Source organism: Streptomyces sp. NPDC050085 (genome assembly GCF_044460595.1).
GTDB lineage: Bacteria > Actinomycetota > Actinomycetes > Streptomycetales > Streptomycetaceae > Streptomyces.
In genome coordinates this window covers 396,352-415,053 of record NZ_JBITJZ010000003.1, presented here as the reverse complement: position 1 = coordinate 415,053, position 18,702 = coordinate 396,352, and the positions used below count along the sequence as shown (strand labels likewise).

The 18,702-nt window shown below is 73.7% G+C and carries 17 protein-coding genes; 5 read left to right on the top strand and 12 right to left on the bottom strand.

Going from position 1 to position 18,702, the window contains the following annotated elements; genetic code table 11:
- Window positions 1-6: 6 nt before the first annotated feature.
- The 4 genes from ACIBUY_RS14330 to ACIBUY_RS14315 all read right to left on the bottom strand — a co-directional run bounded on the left by ACIBUY_RS14330 (window position 7) and on the right by ACIBUY_RS14315 (window position 4,567).
- Window positions 7-1,977: an FUSC family protein gene (locus tag ACIBUY_RS14330; protein ID WP_399152713.1), complete on the bottom strand. Its 1,971-nt coding sequence runs from the start codon at window positions 1,975-1,977 to the stop codon at window positions 7-9.
- A 72-nt stretch (window positions 1,978-2,049) separates the two neighbouring features.
- Window positions 2,050-3,054 carry an endonuclease/exonuclease/phosphatase family protein gene (locus ACIBUY_RS14325; protein WP_399152873.1) on the bottom strand — a complete coding sequence of 335 codons (1,005 nt, stop codon included), beginning with the start codon at window positions 3,052-3,054 and terminating at the stop codon, window positions 2,050-2,052.
- Between the two features lie 83 nt (window positions 3,055-3,137).
- Window positions 3,138-3,656, bottom strand: a complete 519-nt coding sequence (locus ACIBUY_RS14320; protein ID WP_399152712.1) for a hypothetical protein — start codon at window positions 3,654-3,656, stop codon at window positions 3,138-3,140.
- Window positions 3,653-4,567 (bottom strand): hypothetical protein, encoded by a 915-nt coding sequence (locus ACIBUY_RS14315; RefSeq protein WP_399152711.1) that lies wholly within the window; start codon window positions 4,565-4,567, stop codon window positions 3,653-3,655. The genes ACIBUY_RS14320 and ACIBUY_RS14315 overlap by 4 nt, the downstream gene beginning before the upstream one ends.
- 138 nt (window positions 4,568-4,705) lie before the next feature.
- Between ACIBUY_RS14315 and ACIBUY_RS14310 the strand changes: the two genes are divergently transcribed.
- Window positions 4,706-5,158: an SH3 domain-containing protein gene (locus ACIBUY_RS14310; RefSeq protein WP_399152710.1), complete on the top strand. Its 453-nt coding sequence runs from the start codon at window positions 4,706-4,708 to the stop codon at window positions 5,156-5,158.
- On the opposite strand, the gene ACIBUY_RS14305 is transcribed toward ACIBUY_RS14310, so the two are convergent.
- The 6 genes from ACIBUY_RS14305 to ACIBUY_RS14280 all read right to left on the bottom strand — a co-directional run bounded on the left by ACIBUY_RS14305 (window position 5,159) and on the right by ACIBUY_RS14280 (window position 11,232).
- On the bottom strand, window positions 5,159-5,581 hold the full coding sequence (locus tag ACIBUY_RS14305; RefSeq protein WP_365565157.1) for a hypothetical protein: 423 nt from the start codon (window positions 5,579-5,581) through the stop codon (window positions 5,159-5,161). It lies immediately after the preceding gene.
- Window positions 5,582-5,683: 102 nt separating this feature from the next.
- The gene (locus ACIBUY_RS14300) at window positions 5,684-6,925 is read right to left on the bottom strand and encodes a PP2C family protein-serine/threonine phosphatase (RefSeq protein WP_365565154.1); all 1,242 of its coding nucleotides are present in this window, start codon (window positions 6,923-6,925) and stop codon (window positions 5,684-5,686) included.
- Between the two features lie 139 nt (window positions 6,926-7,064).
- Window positions 7,065-8,465 (bottom strand): helix-turn-helix domain-containing protein, encoded by a 1,401-nt coding sequence (locus ACIBUY_RS14295; protein WP_365565151.1) that lies wholly within the window; start codon window positions 8,463-8,465, stop codon window positions 7,065-7,067.
- Between the two features lie 31 nt (window positions 8,466-8,496).
- Complete coding sequence (locus ACIBUY_RS14290; RefSeq protein ID WP_399152709.1) at window positions 8,497-9,300, bottom strand: ParB/RepB/Spo0J family partition protein; 804 nt, start codon at window positions 9,298-9,300, stop codon at window positions 8,497-8,499.
- A complete protein-coding gene (locus ACIBUY_RS14285; RefSeq protein ID WP_399152708.1) occupies window positions 9,300-10,091 on the bottom strand; it encodes a ParA family protein in 792 nt (263 codons plus the stop codon). Before ACIBUY_RS14285 ends, ACIBUY_RS14290 begins: the two co-directional genes overlap by 1 nt.
- Window positions 10,092-10,176: 85 nt before the next feature.
- Window positions 10,177-11,232, bottom strand: coding sequence for an Lrp/AsnC family transcriptional regulator (locus tag ACIBUY_RS14280; protein WP_399152707.1), 1,056 nt, complete (start codon window positions 11,230-11,232; stop codon window positions 10,177-10,179).
- Between the two features lie 178 nt (window positions 11,233-11,410).
- On the opposite strand from ACIBUY_RS14280, the gene ACIBUY_RS14275 reads away from it, so the two are divergent.
- Together ACIBUY_RS14275 and ACIBUY_RS14270 are read left to right on the top strand one after the other, a co-directional pair.
- Entirely contained in the window at window positions 11,411-13,282 is a 1,872-nt protein-coding gene (locus ACIBUY_RS14275) for an ATP-binding protein (protein WP_399152706.1), read from the top strand.
- A gap of 140 nt (window positions 13,283-13,422) precedes the next feature.
- On the top strand, window positions 13,423-14,484 hold the full coding sequence (locus tag ACIBUY_RS14270) for a M4 family metallopeptidase (RefSeq protein ID WP_399152705.1): 1,062 nt from the start codon (window positions 13,423-13,425) through the stop codon (window positions 14,482-14,484).
- 25 nt (window positions 14,485-14,509) lie between these two features.
- Here ACIBUY_RS14270 and ACIBUY_RS14265 read toward each other — a convergent pair whose 3' ends face one another.
- Together ACIBUY_RS14265 and ACIBUY_RS14260 are read right to left on the bottom strand one after the other, a co-directional pair.
- On the bottom strand, window positions 14,510-15,307 hold the full coding sequence (locus tag ACIBUY_RS14265) for a DUF4389 domain-containing protein (RefSeq protein ID WP_399152704.1): 798 nt from the start codon (window positions 15,305-15,307) through the stop codon (window positions 14,510-14,512).
- A 49-nt stretch (window positions 15,308-15,356) separates the two neighbouring features.
- A complete protein-coding gene (locus tag ACIBUY_RS14260; RefSeq protein ID WP_399152703.1) occupies window positions 15,357-16,574 on the bottom strand; it encodes an MFS transporter in 1,218 nt (405 codons plus the stop codon).
- An 83-nt stretch (window positions 16,575-16,657) separates the two neighbouring features.
- Here ACIBUY_RS14260 and ACIBUY_RS14255 point away from each other — a divergent pair, with 83 nt between their 5' ends.
- Both ACIBUY_RS14255 and ACIBUY_RS14250 read left to right on the top strand, forming a co-directional pair.
- A complete protein-coding gene (locus ACIBUY_RS14255; protein ID WP_399152702.1) occupies window positions 16,658-17,581 on the top strand; it encodes a LysR family transcriptional regulator in 924 nt (307 codons plus the stop codon).
- A gap of 59 nt (window positions 17,582-17,640) precedes the next feature.
- Window positions 17,641-18,597, top strand: a complete 957-nt coding sequence (locus tag ACIBUY_RS14250) for a S8 family peptidase (protein WP_365565127.1) — start codon at window positions 17,641-17,643, stop codon at window positions 18,595-18,597.
- The last annotated feature ends 105 nt before the right edge of the window (window positions 18,598-18,702 follow it).

Here is an 18,702-nt window from a genome sequence, read left to right as displayed (position 1 = left end):
GGCCACTCAACTCGCGGTCGGCGTCGCAGCGGTCGGACCTCCCCGGATGCCGATCGCACGGGCGGCCGCAACCTCCTGGCGGACGTGTTCCAGGACCCCCTCCTGGGACCCCGCCCCGCTGAAATCGGCCCGCACTTCCTCCAGCACCACCGAGTCACGCAAACCCTGCGCCAACTCCCGCAACTGCGAGGTCACGTGGGAGACCTCCGGAGGAGTCGGCGCGGGGGAACCGTGCCGGACCCGCACCCGCGCGGCGGTCGTCGCGTCCACGATGCGTTCGACCGCCACGACCAGGGGCCACCAGGCCGCCGCCCGCCTCCCCGTGGGCGGCGGCTCGGTCAGTGCCCGCTGGAACTCGGCCCTGATCACCGACAGGTCCCGGTAGAGCCGCCGCCGCATCCGCGCCCGCCCGGCCGGGTCCTCGGTCGGCCCGAACGCGCACTCCACGTACGTCGCCGTGTCGGCCACCGCGTCGGCGAGCCGGTCCCCGATCCGCGTGTGCCAGCTCTCCGGCCACAGCAGGTAGCCCGCGACCAGCGCGATGCCGCAGCCCATGAGGCTGTCGAGGAGGCGCGGCCAGAGCAGCGCCGTGCCCTGGTGGTTGAGGATGTCGGAGAGCAGCAGGATCACCGGGGTGATGGCCGCGGTCTGGAAGGCGTAACCGCGCGGCGTCAGCGCGGGGATGAGCGGCGCGAGCAGCATCATCACCGGCACGTCCCACCAGCCGAGGGGCACTTCGGCGAGGACGGCCGCCGCCACGACGAGCCCGACCGCCGTGCCGAGCGCACGCAGCACCGCCCGCGAGAACACGGAACCGAAGTCGGGCTTCATGACGAACGTGATCGTCAGCGCCACCCAGTACGAGCGCGGGACGGAGACGATCGACACCAGGGCCTGGGCGATGCCGATGCACAGCGCGAGCCGCAGGCCGTAGCGCCAGGAGGCGGAGGAGAGCAGGACGTTGCGGACGCCGCGGCGGGCGCGGACGCGAAGCGCGGCGGGGCGGCCGAGCCGGTCGTCGACGTTCGTGAAGTCGCTGTCCCCGGTCCGCGCGGCGACCTCCGCCGCGTGCCGCACCGCGTGGTCGACGGCGCGCGACGCGGCCCCGTCGGGCTCGGGCAGCGTCAGCGGGGTGAGCTCGGCGGGCCTGCCGGAGGCGATGGCGTCGGCGAGTACGCGTACGGCGTCGGGGACCTGCGACGGCAGCGGCACCCCGCACTGGTGCGCGGCGGGCGCGGCCTCCACGATGGGGATGACGGCGTTCAACTGGCTGACCAGGCGCACCAGTTCGGGGTTGCGGCCGTGGGCGCGGGCCCGCCGGGCGAGCACGAGGTCGTAGGACTGGTTGAGGGACTGGGTGACGGCCGCGCGGGTCTCGGCGTACGTCAGGGGGTCCTGGCCCGCCGCGTCCAGGAGGTGCGCGACACCGCGGTACGCCGCCGCCACCGCGGCCCGCTCGGGCACGCCGCCCCGCAGCGGCCAGGCGAGCAGCGCGAGGAGCAGCACGAGCGCGCCGCCGCTCGTCATCAGGAGCGGCGCCAGCCACCAGTCGCCCGGCATTGGAAGGCCCGCGCCCACCACGCAGTTGAGCAGGAGCAGCAGCCCGGAGACCGAGGCGACCGCGCCGATCGTGGAGATCATCCCGGAGGCGAGGGCGACGGCCGTGACAGCCGCCACCGCGAGCCAGCCGTGGCCGTGGACCAGCGAGCCGACGGTGACGCCGATCGCGCCGAAGAGCTGGGGGACGGCGATGTTGAAGATGCGCATGCGGTACGCGTCCGCCGTGTCGCCGATGACTCCGCTGAGGGCGCCCATCGAGGCGAGGGCGCCGTACGCGGGTTGCCCTGCGGCCAGGCCGATCGCCAGGGGGGCGGCCATGGCGATCGCGGCCCGCGCCACGGCCGCCCAGGGGACCGGGGCCTTTTGCGGGCGGAGGGTTCTGACCAGCCAGTCGGGGGGAGTGAGGCGGGGCGGCATATGCCCAGTATGCGATCTTGCGCGCCGTCACGGGGCTCTGTCCCGGACCCTGCGCCTCAATCACCGGCGGGGCTATCTTTCGTGCAGCGTCAGATCCACCAGCAGGGCCCGGTGATCGGTGTCCGTCAGCTTGATGAAGCGGGACTTCTCGGCGGAGAACTGGCTGCTCATCAGGACATGGTCGATCTGCGTCCCCAGCGGCGACGGCGCCGACGACGGCCAGCTCGGGGTGCGGGCGTGACCGGTGAGCTGGGCCGCGTCGCGGAGATCGCCCGCGTCCATGACGCGGCGGAACGCGGCGTGGTCCTGCGTCGCGTTGAAGTCGCCCGCGAGCAGCGTCGGCCCCGTCCTCCCGGCCGCCGCGACGTCCGCGAGGCGGCCGAGTTCCCGCTTCCACACCCCGACCTGGCGGGGCAACGGCGGCATGGGGTGGGCGAGTTGGAGCCGGACCGCGTGACCCCGTACGTCGGCGGTCGCGCCCGGCATGCCCATCTCGCCCGGGACGGTCGGCGCCGCCGTCAGCGGGAACGTACTGAGGACGATCGAGCCGTCCGAGCCCGCCTCGCGCACCGCCTGACGGTAGGGGTAGGCGGTCTTGAGGGAGTTGCGGGCGAGCTTGTCCTGGCAGGCCGGGTCGCACTCCTCGACGAAGACGATGCCGGGCTTCTCGCGCGTGATCGCGTCGATGAGGGCGTCCGTGCCGCGGCCGAACTGCACGTTCGAGGAGAGGACCCGGAGCCCCGAGACGGGGGCCCCGTGGGCCTCGGCTCCGGACCCGTACGGCTCCATGTACCAGGCGAGCGCGCCGAGGGCGAGGACGCCCCACACCATGCCCGTACGCCAGCGGGCGAGCAGGGACAGGAGCAGGGCGGCCACGACCGGGGCGATCAGCCACGGCAGGAAGGCGAGGAGCTGGGGGACGGGGGTGAACGCGTCGGTGTCGGCGGCGCGGCAGCCGACGATCACGCTGACGAGGGCCAGGAGCAGCGCGGCCGCCCACGCCCCCGCCCGGTTCACCCGACGACGCCCGGCGTCCTCGGGCTCGTGGCCGAGGGCGCCGGGCGCCTCGTCAGTGATGTGCCGCTGGTCCAAGGCCGGGCCTTCCGTCGGGAGTTCTCCTGGATCCTCCCGGAAAGACGGGCGCACGGGCCAGACGGTTCTCAGGCGGGCCTGGTCGTGCCGGACCGGGACTTGTTCGGGCCCGGGTCCGTCGCGAGCGCCCAGATCACGAAGACGCCGATGCCGATGGAGATCACCGACCACACGGGCGCGTACGGCAGGAACATGAAGTACTCGACGATGTAGAGCGCGGCGAGGCCGATGCCCGCGCCGCGCGCCCAGTCGGCGCCCTTGAGGATGCCCCAGCCGGTGATCGCGACGAGGATGCCGATGATCAGGTGGATCCAGCCCCACGTGCTGAGGTTGAAGGAGTAGACGTAGTCGCCGATGCGGCCGTACACGTCGTCCTTGGCGATGCCCGCGATGCCGTTGAGGATGCCGAGGACGCCGCTGACCAGCATCAGGACGCCGGCGAACACCGTGCCGCCGGTGGCCCATCCGTTGCCGTCGCCGTCGCCGCGCGTGGGGTCGGGCGTGCGGGTGCGGTGCTGCGCGGACCAGGCCGCCGGGTCCGGCTCGGGGCCCGGGTCGGGGGTCGCGTTCGGGGTGGTCTGGCTCATGGTGCGCCCTCCTTGTGCGTCACGGGAATGGTCGCCCGGATGCGGTCCGGCGGCATGTCACGGGCGGCCGAACGAGGGAGCCTGCCGCTCAGCCACGACCCGAGCGCGACCACGACGCCGACCGCCACGATCACCCACGACGCGGTCCGCATCGACGAGGTCAGCGCGTCGTAGACCGCCCCGGCCGCCGCCTTGTCCGTGTCGTTGTCCAGGTCGCCGAGGGTGAGCGAGCGGGCGATCGTCAGGGCGACGAGCAGCGCGCCCGCGCCGAGCGCCATGCCGAGCGCCGTCGCGGTGAGGGCGCGGCGGCGGCGCAGTGCGAGGAGCAGGCCCGCGACCGCGAAGACGAGGGCGGCGACGGGCAGCCACAGCCCGGCCAGCTGGAGCATGTGGAATCCCTTGCGCAGCTTTTCGAGGTCACCGCCGGACAGGATGGTGATCTCGGTGTGGGTGACGGGGATCTGGGCGGCGAACGGCACGCCGGAGTCTTCGAGTTGCTGCTTGACCTGCTCGGTGACCGGGGCCAGGTCGAGGGTGACGGGCCCGGTGGTGCCGTCGTCGAGGGCCTGCTGCACGGCGTCGTGGGCGGCCCGGTTCGCGGTGTTCCACGCCTTCTGGAACGCGGGGGTGTCCGTGAAGGAGACGACCGCCTGGTTCAGGTACTGCTCGACGGTCGACTGCAGCGGGCCCACGTCGATGTCCTTCATGACCCCGGTGGTGACCGCTTCGGCGACCGCGTTCTGCACTGCCGGGTCCGTGGCGAGCGGCGTCATCGTGGACACGTAGCGGTCGCTGTCGCCGATCTCGTACTTGGCCCAGGTGGACAGGGTGCCCAGCGGGACGAGGAGACAGGCGAGCACGAGCAGGACGGGGGCCAGGACGCTGCGGACCGCGCGGGGTGTGTGGATCACCCTTCAAGGCAAGGGCCCGGCGGCAGCGGCCGCGAGCGGGGCGCCTGCATACGGACTGCTCTGCAGTGGAGCACTGAGCCGAACGGGTGTTTCCTGGACGAGGGAGCTCGGGGAGCTCGGGGAGCTAGGAGGCCGATCATGCGCCGTACTACTCCGGCCCTGGCCGCTGCCGCCGTCGTGGCGAGCGGCGTGCTGGCCGTGACCGCAGCCGCACCGGCAAGCGCGAACACCAGTGCGAACAATGGCGGAGGTGGCGCCGTCTGGGGCACGGTCGTCTCCCGCACCGACCTCAACCTGCGCTCGGGCCCCAGCACGTCCGACGCGGTCGTCTACCGGCTCGCGCCGGGCAGCCAGGACCGCATCGAGTGCGCGACGAACGGCTCGTGGGTGAACGGCACGTCGGTCTGGTTCTGGTTCACCGGCGCCCAGGGCTGGGCCAGCGCCGCGTACGTCGACATCGGCAGCCAGGGCGTCCCCGGCTGCTCGGGCTCCTCGGTGCCGTGCCCGCCGGACCGGCAGCAGCAGGGCAGCAATAATCCGAGCGGATTCTGGTTCCGCTCGGACTACCGCGTGGAGTTCGGCACGTACTGACTACGCGTACTCGCTCGACGAGTAGTAGCGGTAGTAGACGCCGACGAACGTCGAACCGGCGACGGCGATGCCGAGCACCACGGACCACAGGATCGTGCCGTTGGCGAGGCTGTGCAGGAAGCCGACGGCGATGCCGGCGAAGGCGCCCCAGACCATGGCGCGTACGCCGATGTGGCGGCTGCCCTGCTGCTTGCACCACTGGTGGATGGCGAAGCAGAGCGCCGCGACGATGATGCCGGTGACGAAACCGAGGGCGATGTTGGCGCCGGTGACGCCCTGTCCGTAGCGCGCGATGTTCGCCGCCCAGAACCCGTAGAGGGCGCCGGTCACCACCGGCAGGACCTTCGCGGTGGTGGTCGCCGACGGGGTCGCGGGGCGGCCGCCGGGAGTGGAACGGGCCGGTGCGGGTGCCGCGTGAGCCATGACGGGCTCCTTTCTGTGCCCCCCTTCCCGTCCTTCCATTGAGGGCGCAGCGCAGGTGACGCGCAACTACACGCGCGCCTGCACGAGGAACTGCACGAGGACCTACACGAGGGCGGCGTGCTGCGGCGCGTACAGCTCCGCGTCGGCGGGCGAGACGAACGGCGCCACGGACGTCGCCGTCCGCCGGATCACGGTGATCGCCGCGTCGTCGGAGGGCGCCCCGTGCCGGTGCCGGTGCAGGTCCTCGGCGATCAGCCGCAGCAGCTCGCCGGGCGGTGCCTGCGCGGTCGCGGGGGCGGCGGACAGCAGGCGCGGCAGCCGCTCCCGTACGGGATAGAAGGCGCCGTCCTCGTCCCGGCACTCGGTGACCCCGTCGGTGAACAGCACGAGGGTGTCGCCGGGGGCGAAGCGCAGCCGCACCGGGCGCGGCAGCCCGGCGGCCAGCTGTCCCATGCCGAGCGGCAGGCCCGGCTCGACCTCGGGCGTGCGGACCCGGCCGTCGGGCGAGACGACCAGCGGCGGCTCGTGCCCGAAGTTCACGATGTCCACGACGTCGGCGCCCTGCTCGGGCGGCGGGAAGTGCAGCAGCAGCGCCGTCGAGAACGCGTCCGGGTGCTCGCTGTCCTGGGTGCTGCGCGTCCACGCGTTGTAGCGCTGCATCGCGGTCTCCAGGCGCCGGGCCACCTCGTCCACGTCGGCCTCGTGGTACCCGGCCTCGCGGAACGCGCCGAGCAGCGAAGCCGACGCGGACACCGCGGGCAGCCCCTTGCCGCTGACGTCGCCGAGGACCGCGCGGATGCCGTGCGGGGAGGGCTGGAAGTCGTACCAGTCGCCGCCGACGCGGGCCCCGCGCGCGGCGGGCTGGTAGAAGTCGGCGAGGTGCAGCGGGCCGATCCGCTCGGGCAGGGCGCGCATCACCGCGCGCTGCGTGGCCTCCGCGACGTCGGTGACGGCCTGGAGCCTGGCCTGCTGCTCCTCCCTGCGGCGCGCGATCAGCACGCCGAGCAGGCCGCCGGTGCCGATCATCAGCGGTCCGAACACGGCGACGCTGCCGTACGGGGTGGGGGACATCGCCTGCAGTGCGATGTACGTGACCAGGAGGAACCCGGTGACGAACGCGGTCGTCATGACCGGCGCGAGCAGCGCCACGACGATCGGCACCAGGCCGAGCAGCGGGCGGGCCCGGAAGTCGGCGGGGGTGGCCAGATCGAGCGTCACGACGGCGGTGACCATCGCGGTCACCAGGAACAGCACGGTGTGCCGGCCGCCCGTGTGGTGCCCGGCGCTGTGCCGGTCCTCACGGGGCGGAGGCTGGTAGTAGCTGCTTGAGCTGCGGAAAGGCATGGCACCAAGAAGGATGCCGGGCCGAAGTACCGCCGATGTAGGGGCGAAGGTCCGCAGACGTCTGAGATCCCGGTCTCAGTCCCTGTCAGCGTCAGTGTCAGCGTCAGTGTCAGTGTCAGTCCCAGTCCCAGTCCCGGTCTCAGTACGCGGGTACAGGGACGAACCGCGACGTCACGTGCAGGTCGGCGGCGATCGCCGCACCGGCGTCCCGCAGCGCGGCGAGCCAGGCGGCGGTGTCCTCGCGCCCCTGGTGGGCGGTGACGTCGAGGGCGGAGACGACCCGCCCGGCGAGGTCCCGCACCGGTACCGCGAACGACCGCAGCCCGTCCTCGGGCCCGTCCACGACGGCCTCGGCGGCACCGTCGCGCAGGACGTGCCCGGCGGCCGTGACGGCGGCGGGCAGCCGTGACCCGACGCCGATGTCGACGCTCATCACCCGGCGCGGGGAGACCCGCGCGGTGCACCGGACGGCGTCCCCGTCCGGCACCGACAGACCCACGGACTCCCCCAGCGCCTCCGACAGGGCCGTCAGACGGGGTGCGGCGATGCGCGGCAGCGTCGTACGGGACAAGGGCGCGCACCCCAGGGCGAGCACGCGGGGCGTGAGCCGGTAGAGGGGGCCGGACCGGGCGACGTAGCCGAGGTGGTGGTGGGTGATGAGGGCGCGGCGGGCGGTGGCGCGGGGCAGCCCGGTGCGCTCGGCGACGTCGGCCAGGTTCATCGCGGGATGAGCACTGTCGAAGGCACAGAGGACACGCAGCCCACGAGCAAGAGACACCACTTCAGCCCCTCCGGCGTTTGAGGAGCGGGGTCCGGGGCGGAGCCCCGTGGCCTCAGGCGGATCGGCCAGCAGCGATTCCATCCCCCGCACACATTCCTCAAGCGGCCCGCGCACAGCGCCTCGCAACGAACCCGCCGAGTGCCGACTCGTATGGCTCACCACACTCACCGCCGCCACGACCACCCCGCCCGCGTCCCGCACGGGCATCGCCACGGCGACCAACCCGGGCTCGACCAACTGATCGTCAACCGCCAGAGGCACCCCGCGTCCGAAGACGAGCCCGGGCGCGGACCCGTCGCCCGGCAGCGCGTCCCCCACCCGGAAGCTGATGGACAGGGCGCGGCGGCGCAGCACCTGGTGGACGAAGCGGATGTCGGGGCCGTCGGGGACGGCGAGGGAGACGGACTCGTCGAGGTCGTCGGCGAGGCGGTCGGCGAGCGGCCCGAGCAGTTCGGGCAGCCGCAGCGCGTCGAGGCAGGCGTTGGCGATGCCCATCAGGGGCGGCGCCAGGGTCGCGTCCCGCCCGTCGAGGCGTACGTGACCGAGGTGGGCCAGGGTCGCGCAGATCCGGTCGACCGAGGAGCGGGCGAGGCCGGTGGCGCGGGCGAGCTCGGCGACGGCGAGCGTGCCGTCCGCGTCCGTGAGGCGCCGCAGCACGTCGAGGCCGCGGATCAGCGGGGTGACGGCCTCGGCGGGCGGTGGGGTCACGGGCGCGGACGGCACGGACGGCACGGACGCTACGGACGGCAGATCGAGCACGGGCCCACCGTAAGGGACGTGCAGGGCGGTCTCAGCGGCTCAGCAGTTCCAGGACCCGGTCGAGCGCGGCCGGGGCCAGGTGACGGCGGAGCGCGTCGACGACCTCGTCCGGGGTGGCCCGGCTGTCGATCCTGATAACGCCGTAATCACGCCCGCGCCGCTCCTTGCGGGCGGAGGGGACGGCGGCGGCGGTGTACGGCCCCGGCAGCTGCTGCTCGTCCTGCGGGAGGCGGGCGATGCGCCGGGCGTCCTCGACGGAGACCCGGCCGTCGGCGAGGGCCTCCTGGAGGTCCTCGCGCAGCTTCATCAGGGACAGCCGCTGCGAGACGAAGCCCTGCGTCTTGCCGATGCGGGCGGCGACCTGGCGCTGCGAGTACCCGTAGGCGGTGATCAGGCCCTGGATGGCCTGGGCCTGTTCCAGCTCGGTGAGGTCGTCGCGCTGGACGTTCTCGATGAGCGCGTCCTCGTCGGAGCGGCTGGCGTCGTCCCGCACCAGGACGGGCACCTCGTCCAGGCCCGCCATCTTCGCGGCGGCCAGGCGCCGGTGGCCGTGCAGCACGACGTACGGGGCCTTGCCGACGGCCTTCTTGTGGTGCGGGTGGGCGGCGAGGAACACGGCGGCCGGGACGACGCCGAGGGCCTGGAGCACCCCGCGCTCGCGGACCGTCTCGGCGAGTCCTTCCAGGTCGCGCAGTTCGTGGCGCGGGTTGTCGGGGTTCTCGGTGAGCTCGGAGACGGCGACCCGCAGGGGTGTGGTGTCGGGCCGTGTGCGCGGGGCCGGGGTCTTCTCGGCGTCCGCGGACAGCAGCGAGGACAGGTCGGTACGGCGCCCCATCAGACCTTCGCCCCCTTCTTCTTCGTACGGGAGGCGGTGCTCTTGGTGCTCTTCCCGCGGCTGCGGGCGGGCTTCGGGATCGCCGCGAGCCCCACCTCGAGGGCGAGCCGGAAGAAGTCCTCGCGGGCCTGGAGGGCGACGCGGTTGGCCCCGTACTGCGTGACGACGAGGCCGTCGGCGCTGGCCCGCGTGTGCAGCTTGTAGTGGCGTACGACGGTGCGGGCCAGCGGCCAGCCCTGGGCCTCGACGAACGCGCGGGTCTGCTCCAGGTCGGCCTTGCCGTCGCGCGGGTCCCAGTTGTTGATGACGACGCGGAAGGGCAGCCCGCGGGGTTTCACGACCCGCTCGACGGTGCGCTGGGTGGGCTGGAAGCCGAGGGGCTCGGGCTCGATGGGGACGATGACGTCGGTGGCGTTGGACAGGACCGCGCGCAGGGCGTCGGCGGCCGCGCCCTTGCCGAGGGGGTCGGCGCCGTCGCCCTCGGCGAGGTCGAGCCAGCCCGGGGTGTCCACGAAGACGTGCTGCGCGGACGGGATCTGCGACAGGGCGGCGAGCCCGGCCAGGTCGTCGTGGGCCTGCACGAAGTCGAACGGCAGGCCGTCGCCGACGCGCTCGGACCACCACACGGCGGAGCCCTGCGGGTCGATGGAGACGGCGACGACGGGCGGCTGTTCGCCGTCGGCCTGGTTGCCGGCGCCGAGGACGTCGGCGGTCACGGCGGCGAGATTGACGGTGAGCGTGGACTTGCCCACGCCGCCTTTCTGGTTGAGGATCACGTGCACGTTGGCCACGAATACTCCCTAACTGGTGCGTTTGGGGCGGGTGTTCGTGGTCACTGTGGCAGCGGGGCCGTCGGGGGTGCGGCTGTACACGCCGTTACGCACGGGGGTTGCTGCCCCAGATGTCCGGCGGGACGAGCCGTTCGCGCAGCCCGTCGGGGGCCAGGACGTGGCCGCCGAGCTTGTGGCCGCGCAGCGAGAGCAGGGTGTCCGTGATCCGCAGGCCCGGCGTCTTGCAGGCCAGTTTCCTGGTGTACTCGGGGAGTTGCTCGACGCGGCCGAGCCAGGCGCAGACGAACAGGTTGTGCGGGCCCGTCACCGTGGTGACCGTCCGCGTCTCGCGCAGCCGCGACACCGCGGCGGCCACCGGCTGCATCTGGTCGGGCGGTACGTCGGCGAAGATCAGGCACCACACCGGGGAGCCGGAGTCGCGCGGCGCCACCTCCGTGCGGTACAGCAGGCCGCCGTCGGACTCCAGGCGGGCCAGACGCCGCCGGACGGTCGACTCGCTGGTGCCGACCCGCAGGGCGAGCGCCGCGATGCCGGTGCGGCCGTCCTCGGCGAGGGCGAGCAGCAGCCGCTGGTCGACGGGGTCGGGCGCGCCGCCGGGGGCCGCGGCCCGCGCGGACCGTGCCGCGCGGCCGCTCAGCGCCCGGACCCGGCGCAGCTGGTGGGGCGTGAGCTGGTCGAGCCGCGGCGGCGTCGCCGGGCAGTACACCCCGGTCACGACATGGGTGCGGGTGGCGCGCACGCCGGGCAGCCGGTGCAGCCGCTCCGCGAGGTAGTGGTCGAGGGCGGCGGCGTCGGGCTGGGCCGTGTACACGACGAGGTCGGCGTCGCCGGTGACGTGGTGCACCGTGAGGGTGCCGGGGTCCTCGACGAGCCGGCCGGCGATGGCGGGCACGGTACCGGCCGTGCACTCGATCCGGATCCAGGCCGCGCACACCGCGGGACTGCCGGTGGTCAGCGCCCCCGGCAACACGCCCGACCAGGCGTGACCGCGTGCGGTGAGCCGGGACCAGCGGCGCGCGAGGGTGTCCGCGGAGGGGCCGAGCGCGGCGGAGAGCTGGGCCCAGCTGGCCCGCGGGGCGATCTGCAGTGCATGGATCAGGGTGAGGTCGGCCTCCGAAACGGTGGATTCCCGTGTCCGCACGCGCTCTCCTCGACGGTAATCCCGACAACGCCCGGGACATCCGCCGCGCAGTACGAACATGGGCCTCAGGCATATGCATTCAAACGGGCACGCTGACCCATGACCATTAAGCGTGCCTTAAATCCGGAATCGGGGGCACATGGCGATGGGGCTTGACGAGGCGATACACCGACATTTCGTGGGACGCGGCCCCGACCTCGCCGCGGTCCTGTCCCGCCTCGCCACCGCCCGCCTGGTGTCGGTGACGGGGCTGCCCGGCGTGGGCCGCACCCGGCTCGCCCAGGAGGCGGCCGCGCAGTCGCGCCGCGAGGTGGTCCAGGTGTCGGGCCGCGGCTACGAACCGGAACTCCTCCCCGGACTCGGGGCACGCCTGCGTCACCGCCTCGCCGGGCGCGGCGGGGCGATGCTCCTGCTCGACGACTGGGAGCACCTCGGCGGCGCGGGCACGGCCCTCGTCGCGTCGCTGCTGCTCGACCTGCCGTACGTGACCGTCCTGGTCGTCGCCGACCGGCCGCGCCATCTGCGGGGCGAGGCCGTCGTCGAACTGGCGCCGCTGCCGGTGCCGCCCGCCGACTGTCCCGAGGCGGAGATCGGCCGGTACGCGGCCGTGGAGCTGCTCGCCGGGGAGCTCGGCGAGGAGGCGGTGGCCAAGCACGCGCGGGCCGTCGCGGAGCTGTGCCGCGGGTTCGCCGGGGTACCGGGTCCGCTGCTCGCCGCGGCCCGGGCCTGGACGCCGGATCAGGATCCCGCTCAACTGCCGCTTCCCGAGGCGGTGTTGGGCGCCGCGGCCGAGGCGTACGCGCACTGCTCCCGCGTCGAGCGCCTGCTGTGGCGGCGCCTGTCGGTCTTCGAGGGGAGCTTCGACCGGGAGGCCGTGCGCGAGGTGTGCGGTTCGGGCGCGCTGCCCTCGGCCGAGGTGCTCGGCCTCCTCGACCGCCTGGCGCCCCAGCTGCTGGTCCGCGACGGCGGCGGCCGCTACCGGCTCCCCGCACCTCAACGGGCCGTCGGAGCCCAGGAGTTGGACCAGGAGGGCGAGCGCTGGGCCGCGGTCCTGCAGCACCGCAGGTGGGCGGCCGGTGTCGCCCGGCAGGCCGCCGAGTGGTGGAGCGCGGGCCGCCAGGACGAGGCGCGGGAGCTGGCCCTGCGCGAACTGCCCGACCTGCGCGCCGCGATGGACCCGGGCACGGCGCCGCTCTCCCCGCACGTCGAGGCGGGCACGGCGCTCGAGGTGGTGGTCGGGCTCTGGTTCCTGTGGACGGCGTGCGGGCGCACGGCTGAGGGCCGCGACCGGCTGCGCCACGCCCTCTCCCTCCACCAGGACCCGCCCCCGGCACGGGCGTTGTGGCTGGCCGCCTGGATCGAGCTGGACCTCGGTCACCCCGAGGCCGCCGACCCGCTGCTCGCGACGGCCTGGGCGGCGGCGGTGCGCGAGGGCGACGACCGGTGCCTCGGCCTCCTCGCGCACGTGCGGGGCGCGGTGGCGCTGTGGCAGGGCAGGACCGAGGCGGCCGCGGCCGAGTTCCGGCAGGCCGTCGAACTCCTGGACCACGACGGGGGGTTCGGCCCAGGACCGGCGTACTGCCGCGCGGCCCTGGCCCTCGCCCTGGCCCGCACGCACCCGGAGGAGGCCCTGGAGGCGGCGCACGCCGAGCCCCTGGGCCCCGGCCGGGTGCGCGACGTGTGGGCGGAGGCCTGGCTCCGGTACGCGCGGGCCGAGGTGGCGCGCTGGGAGGGCGACCCCGAGCCGGCCCGCGCCCTCGCGTCGGCGGCGCTGCGGACGTTCCTGGAGTACGGCAGCGTGATCGGCGCGGCGTGCGCGGGCGAGCTGCTCGCGGACGCGGCGGCGCTGTGCGGCGAGAGCTTCCTCGCGGCTCAACTCCTGGGCGGGGTCGACGCGTTGCGCGGTACGCCGCCGACGTCCCCGGTCGTCCCGTACCGCACCCCGGTGCGCCGCCGCTGCGAGGCGCTGCTCACCGGACTGTCGCAGGAGCGCAGGGCGCAGGCGTACGAGAGCGGGGGCCGGGAGGGCCTGGCGGGCCTGCTGGCGTAGGACCGGCCGGGGGCCTGTCACTCGTAAGAAGAAGCAGGTGAAACACATGTCTCGGGGACTTTTTGGCCGCTGTCTGCCGCCATTCGGCCAACACGGTGTTGTTCCCTGAGGAGTTGAGTGACCTGTGTCACTTTCGTGGCATGGAGACTTCGACGGTTCTCGGCCCCGTGTTCTGCCCCATCGTTCCCCCGTACCTCACCGACCAGCTCGCCCGGCACGAGGATCCCGCCGTCCACGAGCCCGCGCGCCGGGCCCAGGCGATGGACGGCGCGCTGCGCACCGCGCGCCGGACGACCGCTGTCCGTGGGGCCGTGGCCGGCGCGGGCGCGCCGTCCGACAAGCCGGACCGCACGATCTACGACGCGCACCGGCAGGAGTCGCTGCCCGGCACGAAGGTGCACTCCGAAGGCGACGGGCCGGCCACGGACGCGACCGTGAACCGGGCCCATGCCGGGCTCGGCGCCACGTTCGACCTGTACCTGAAGGCGTACGGGCGGCACTCGATCGACGGCTCGGGCCTGCCGCTCGTCGCGACCGTGCACTACGGGGAGAGTTACGGCAACGCCTTCTGGAACGGCGAGCAGATGGTGTTCGGCGACGGCGACGGCGAGGTGTTCCTCGACTTCACGCTGCCCCTCGACGTCATCGGCCACGAACTCACCCACGGCGTCACGCAGTTCACCGCGAACCTCGACTACGCCGACCAGCCGGGCGCGCTCAACGAGTCGCTCTCGGACGTCTTCGGCTCGCTCATCAAGCAGTACGCGCTCGGGCAGAGCGCCGCCGACGCGGACTGGGTGATCGGCGCGGGCCTGCTGGCACCCGGCATCAACGGCGTGGGCCTGCGCTCGATGAAGGCGCCCGGCACCGCGTACGACGACCCGAAGCTGGGCAAGGACCCGCAGCCCGCCACGATGGACGGCTACGTCCGCACGAGCCAGGACAACGGCGGTGTCCACCTGAACTCCGGCATCCCCAACCACGCGTTCTACGTGCTGGCCACGCAGCTCGGCGGCAACGCCTGGGAGCGGGCCGGGCAGATCTGGTACGACACGCTGACCGGCGGCGAGCTCGAACAGACCGCGCAGTTCGCGGACTTCGCCCGGCTCACGGCCGCGGCGGCGCGCAGCCGCTACGGCGACGGGGCGGAGCTCGAAGCGGTCCTCAAGGCCTGGTCGCAGGTCGGCGTCTCCACGAGGTGACCGGGCGCGGCCCGCTCGCGGGCGGTCAGCCGCCCGCGGGCACCGACGCCTCCACGGACGCCGGTTCGTAGCGCACCGCGTTGCCCGCCCACCCGAGCAGCCCGAGCACGAGGAACGCGCCGAGCAGCACCTTCCCGGTCCCGCCCACGAACAGCGGCCGGGTCGCCGAAGGCCCGCTCACCGTACCGATCACCGAGTCCACCGACCCCTGGTCGCCGAAGAGCCGCTTCGGGTACGAGGAGGTGAGCAGCAGCAGATACGCCGCCACCCGCATCCGGTACCGCAGCACGGCCGCGCTCGCCTCGAACAGCGGCAACGGCATCCGCCCGAGCACCAGCACCACCAGCCACGACAGGAACGAGACGGCCCACCACCCGGCCATGGCGAGGGCGCCGAGGACCGCCGAGGGCACCACGAGCACGAGCCGGAAGAGGACGGCGAGCCGGTTCAGCGCCGACGAGTGCAGCCGCAGCTGCACCGGATACCCGTACGCGGGGGAGAGCTCGAAGGGCGGGTAGCGGTCGGTCAGCAGCATCGCGGCGGCGTTCAGCCGGGTCTCGTAGCCGAGGTATCCCGCGAGCCACCGCTCCAGCGGATCGGGCACCCGGCCGAGCAGCAGGGTCGCGCACCACGCCACCGGCAGCACGAGGACCGTGGCGACGGAGAGCAGCGCCAGCAGGAACGCGTGCGGCAGCAGCATGAGCAGCCGCAGCAGCACGGTGAGCCGGTGCTGCCGGCCGGGGGCCGGGATGTCGAGTTCGGGCAGGGGTTCGGCGCCGGGGATCAAGGGGACGGCGCCGTAGTGGGGGGAGGAGGCGGCCATGCGGCCACTGTGCCCAGAACCGCAGGCCAGGGCATCCGCTGGGGCCCGTTCAGGTGGTGGGCGACAGGTCCGTGCGGACGGCTGCGGAGCCCGACGGCAGCAGCAGCGGCGTCGCCAGGAGCAGGACCCCGGCCGCGGCCAGGGCCGGGCGGGTGCCGACGAGGGCCGCGAGGGCGCCCCAGGCCAGGGTCAGACCCGCGGTCACCGCGCCGCCCGTCACCGACCAGGCCGCGAGGACGCGGGCCACCTTGTCCGGGTCCGTCTGCTCCAGGCGGTACGTGGCGTGGACCGGGCCGAAGACGCCGCAGCTGGTGATCAGGCCCAGTTCGACGGCCATGACGAGGGCGAGGCCGCCCGCGCCAGGACCGATGAACGCGAGGCCCACCGGCCAGATCACCCGGGCGACGCCGCTCGCCCACAGCACCCGCCGCTGCCCGAACCGGGCGGCCAGCGGCCGGGCGAGGCGGGAGCCGACGAGCCCGCCCAGGCACGGCACGCCGAAGGCGAGCCCGTACTGCCAGGGCGCGAAGCCGAGTTCGCCGAGCATCAGGACCGCGACCAGCGGCGAACCGACCATGATCAGGCCGTTGACCAGGACCGTGTTGAAGAAGAGCGGGCGCAGGACCGGGTGCGTCAGGATGTGCCGCCAGCCCTCCGCGAGGCCGGGCACGCCGCGCGGGCCCGTCGGCGCGGGCGGCTGCTCGGGGGCGCGGATCGCGCGGATGCCGAGCGCGGACAGGACGTAGCTGCCCGCGTCGAGCAGGACCGTCGTCAGCGGCCCGAACGCCCCGATCAGCGCCCCGCCGAGCGGCGGCCCGACCGCCGTCGCCGTCCACTGCGTCGACTCGAACCGGCCGTTGGCGACGAGGAGTTGCTCGCCCCGCACGAGCTGCTTCAGATGTGCGCCGCTCGCCGCCTTGAACGCGATGTCCGACGCCGCGACGACCACCGAGACGGCGACGAGCTGCCCGAAGGAGAGCGCCCCGAGGGCGAACGCGAGCGGCAGTGAGAGCAGCGCCGCGCACCGCACGAGGTCGGCGGCGATCATCACCGGCCGCTTGCGCCGGAACTCCACCCACGGCCCGAGCGGCACCGCCACCAGCGCCCCCATCGCGAGCCCGGCGGCCGCGAGGAACGACACCCGCGCGGCCCCGCTGTGCAGCACGAGGACCGCGACGAGCTGGAACGCGTCGAGCGCCAGCCAGGTCCCCGCCGTGCTCGCCGCGAACGCGGCCCACAGCCATCCGAAGTCCCGCCCGAGTCTCATAAGGGCAGATCCAAGCCGTGCGGCCGGTGCCCGATCAAACAACCGGCACGGCCGTCTCGTACAACCCGTGGTTGTATGGCGAGGTGGATGTCGAAGCCGTGCGGACCTTCGTGACCGTCGCAGACGAGGGGCAGATCCAGCTCGCCGCGCAGGAGCTCGGCGTGACCCAGCAGGCCGCCTCCAAGCGGATCGCCGTGCTGGAGCGGCAGCTGGGGGTGCGGCTGTTCACGCGGACCCCGCACGGGGTCCGGCTCACGCTCGACGGGCAGGCCTTCCTGCCGCACGCCAAGGCGGTGGTGCGGGCCGTGGAGAAGGCCGCCGCGGCCGTGCGCCCCGGTCGCCGCCCGCTGCGCGTCGACGTGATGGGCACCCGGGTGAGTGTCGCGGGCCTGGTCCAGGACTTCCACGGGGCACGGCCCGACGTGCCGCTCGACGTCGTGGCGACCAAGGGCGACGGGCGGGCCGTCCTCGCGGCCGTGCGGGACGGGCGCGTGGACGCCGGGTTCTGGGCGCGGCGCGTGCCGTCGCTGCCGCCCGGCGTGTGCAGCACCCGCGTCTACGACGAGCCGATGGTGCTCGTCACCGGCACCGGACACGCCCTCGCCGACGCGGACGCCGTCAGCCCGGCGGACCTCGTCGGGCACCGGATCCTGATGCCGGACCTCGCCGAGGGCAGTGAATGGGCCGCGTACTACGCCGAGTTGGCGGCCACGTTCGGTCTGGACATCGACACGTCGGGGCCGTCGTTCGGGGCGGACTACCTGCTGCGGACGGTCGCGGACGCGGCGGACGTCGCCACGTTCATGGGGCCGCGCACCCCGCTCGCCTACCCGGCGGGCCTCGCCCTGCGCACCGTCCCCCTGCACCGCCCCACGCCCGTGTACCCGCACTCGCTGCTGTGGCGGGACGACAATCCGCACCCAGGGCTCACGGCCCTGCGGGAGTACCTCCTCGCTCGCTACGAGGGGCCGCGGGGCGCCGACCACTGGGTGCCGAAGTGGGCCTGATGCCCCCGAACGGCCCGCCACCAGATGCGTGACGGCGGCGCCCCGCACAGGCTCGCACCATGCGTACCCGTACCCCGCTTGCCTTCTGTCTCGCCGCCGTCCTCCTGCTCGCCACCGCCTGCGGTGACGACAGCGAGCCGGATCCGATGCAGGGCGATCAATGGGCCCTGGACGCGATGAGACTGCCGGACGCCTGGAAGACGTCGAAGGGCGACGACACGGTCATCGCCGTCGTCGACACCGGCGCCGACCTCGACCACCCGGACCTCAAGGGCCGCTTCGTGGACGGCTACGACTTCGTCGACGACGACACCGAGCCCAAGGACATGAACGGCCACGGCACGCACGTCTCCGGCATCGCCGCGGCCCACACCGACAACGGCGTCGGCATCGCGGGCGGCGCCCCGGACGCCAAACTGATGGAGGTCCGCGTGCTCGGCGCCGACGGCTCCGGGTCCAACGCGAACATCACCAAGGGCATCGTCTGGGCCGCCGACCACGGCGCCGACGTCATCAACCTCTCGCTCGGCGAGGGCAAGCTGATGTCGAACCTGCTCCAGGGCGGCATCCTCAACAAGGCCATCCAGCACGCCCACGACAAGGGCGCCGTCGTGGTCGCCGCGGCGGGCAACGACGGCGCGGACACCCAGCCGTACAAGGTGGACACCCCGGTGCTCGTGGTCGGCGCCAGTGACCAGGACGGCAAGCCCGCCTCCTTCTCCAACTTCGGTGCGGAGCAAGCCGTTTCGGCCCCCGGCGTCGACATCCTCTCCACCCTTCCCACGTACCGGACGAAGGAGAGCCTGAAGAACACCTCCGGCTACGGGGACCTGTCCGGTACGTCGATGGCCTCGCCGTACGTCTCCGCGCTCGCCGCGCTCCTGCACCAGCAGGGTCTGGAGCCGGACGAGATCATGTCGACCATCCGCGAGACCGCGGCCAACCCGGACAAGATCGCCAAGCTGGGTCTGGGCATCGTCGACGCGGAGGCCGCCGTGCAGAAGAAGGACGCGTAGGTCTCCCGCCCGGGCGCCGTGACATTTGTACTGGCGGGGTCGGTACGGCTCGCTCTGCCGGGCGGTGCCCCTGTTCCGCGAAGCTCTTCCTTGTCGGAACAAGGG

Excerpts from the sequence above, each read along its gene's own strand:
- ACIBUY_RS14330 (WP_399152713.1), bottom strand. The coding sequence starts at position 1,977 with ATGCCGCCCCGCCTCACTCCCCCCGACTGGCTGGTCAGAACCCTCCGC.
- ACIBUY_RS14320 (WP_399152712.1), bottom strand. The coding sequence starts at position 3,656 with ATGAGCCAGACCACCCCGAACGCGACCCCCGACCCGGGCCCCGAGCCG.
- ACIBUY_RS14310 (WP_399152710.1), top strand. The coding sequence starts at position 4,706 with ATGCGCCGTACTACTCCGGCCCTGGCCGCTGCCGCCGTCGTGGCGAGC.
- ACIBUY_RS14305 (WP_365565157.1), bottom strand. The coding sequence starts at position 5,581 with ATGGCTCACGCGGCACCCGCACCGGCCCGTTCCACTCCCGGCGGCCGC.
- ACIBUY_RS14300 (WP_365565154.1), bottom strand. The coding sequence starts at position 6,925 with ATGCCTTTCCGCAGCTCAAGCAGCTACTACCAGCCTCCGCCCCGTGAG.
- ACIBUY_RS14290 (WP_399152709.1), bottom strand. The coding sequence starts at position 9,300 with ATGGGGCGCCGTACCGACCTGTCCTCGCTGCTGTCCGCGGACGCCGAG.
- ACIBUY_RS14270 (WP_399152705.1), top strand. The coding sequence starts at position 13,423 with ATGGAGACTTCGACGGTTCTCGGCCCCGTGTTCTGCCCCATCGTTCCC.
- ACIBUY_RS14265 (WP_399152704.1), bottom strand. The coding sequence starts at position 15,307 with ATGGCCGCCTCCTCCCCCCACTACGGCGCCGTCCCCTTGATCCCCGGC.
- ACIBUY_RS14260 (WP_399152703.1), bottom strand. The coding sequence starts at position 16,574 with ATGAGACTCGGGCGGGACTTCGGATGGCTGTGGGCCGCGTTCGCGGCG.
- ACIBUY_RS14250 (WP_365565127.1), top strand. The coding sequence starts at position 17,641 with ATGCGTACCCGTACCCCGCTTGCCTTCTGTCTCGCCGCCGTCCTCCTG.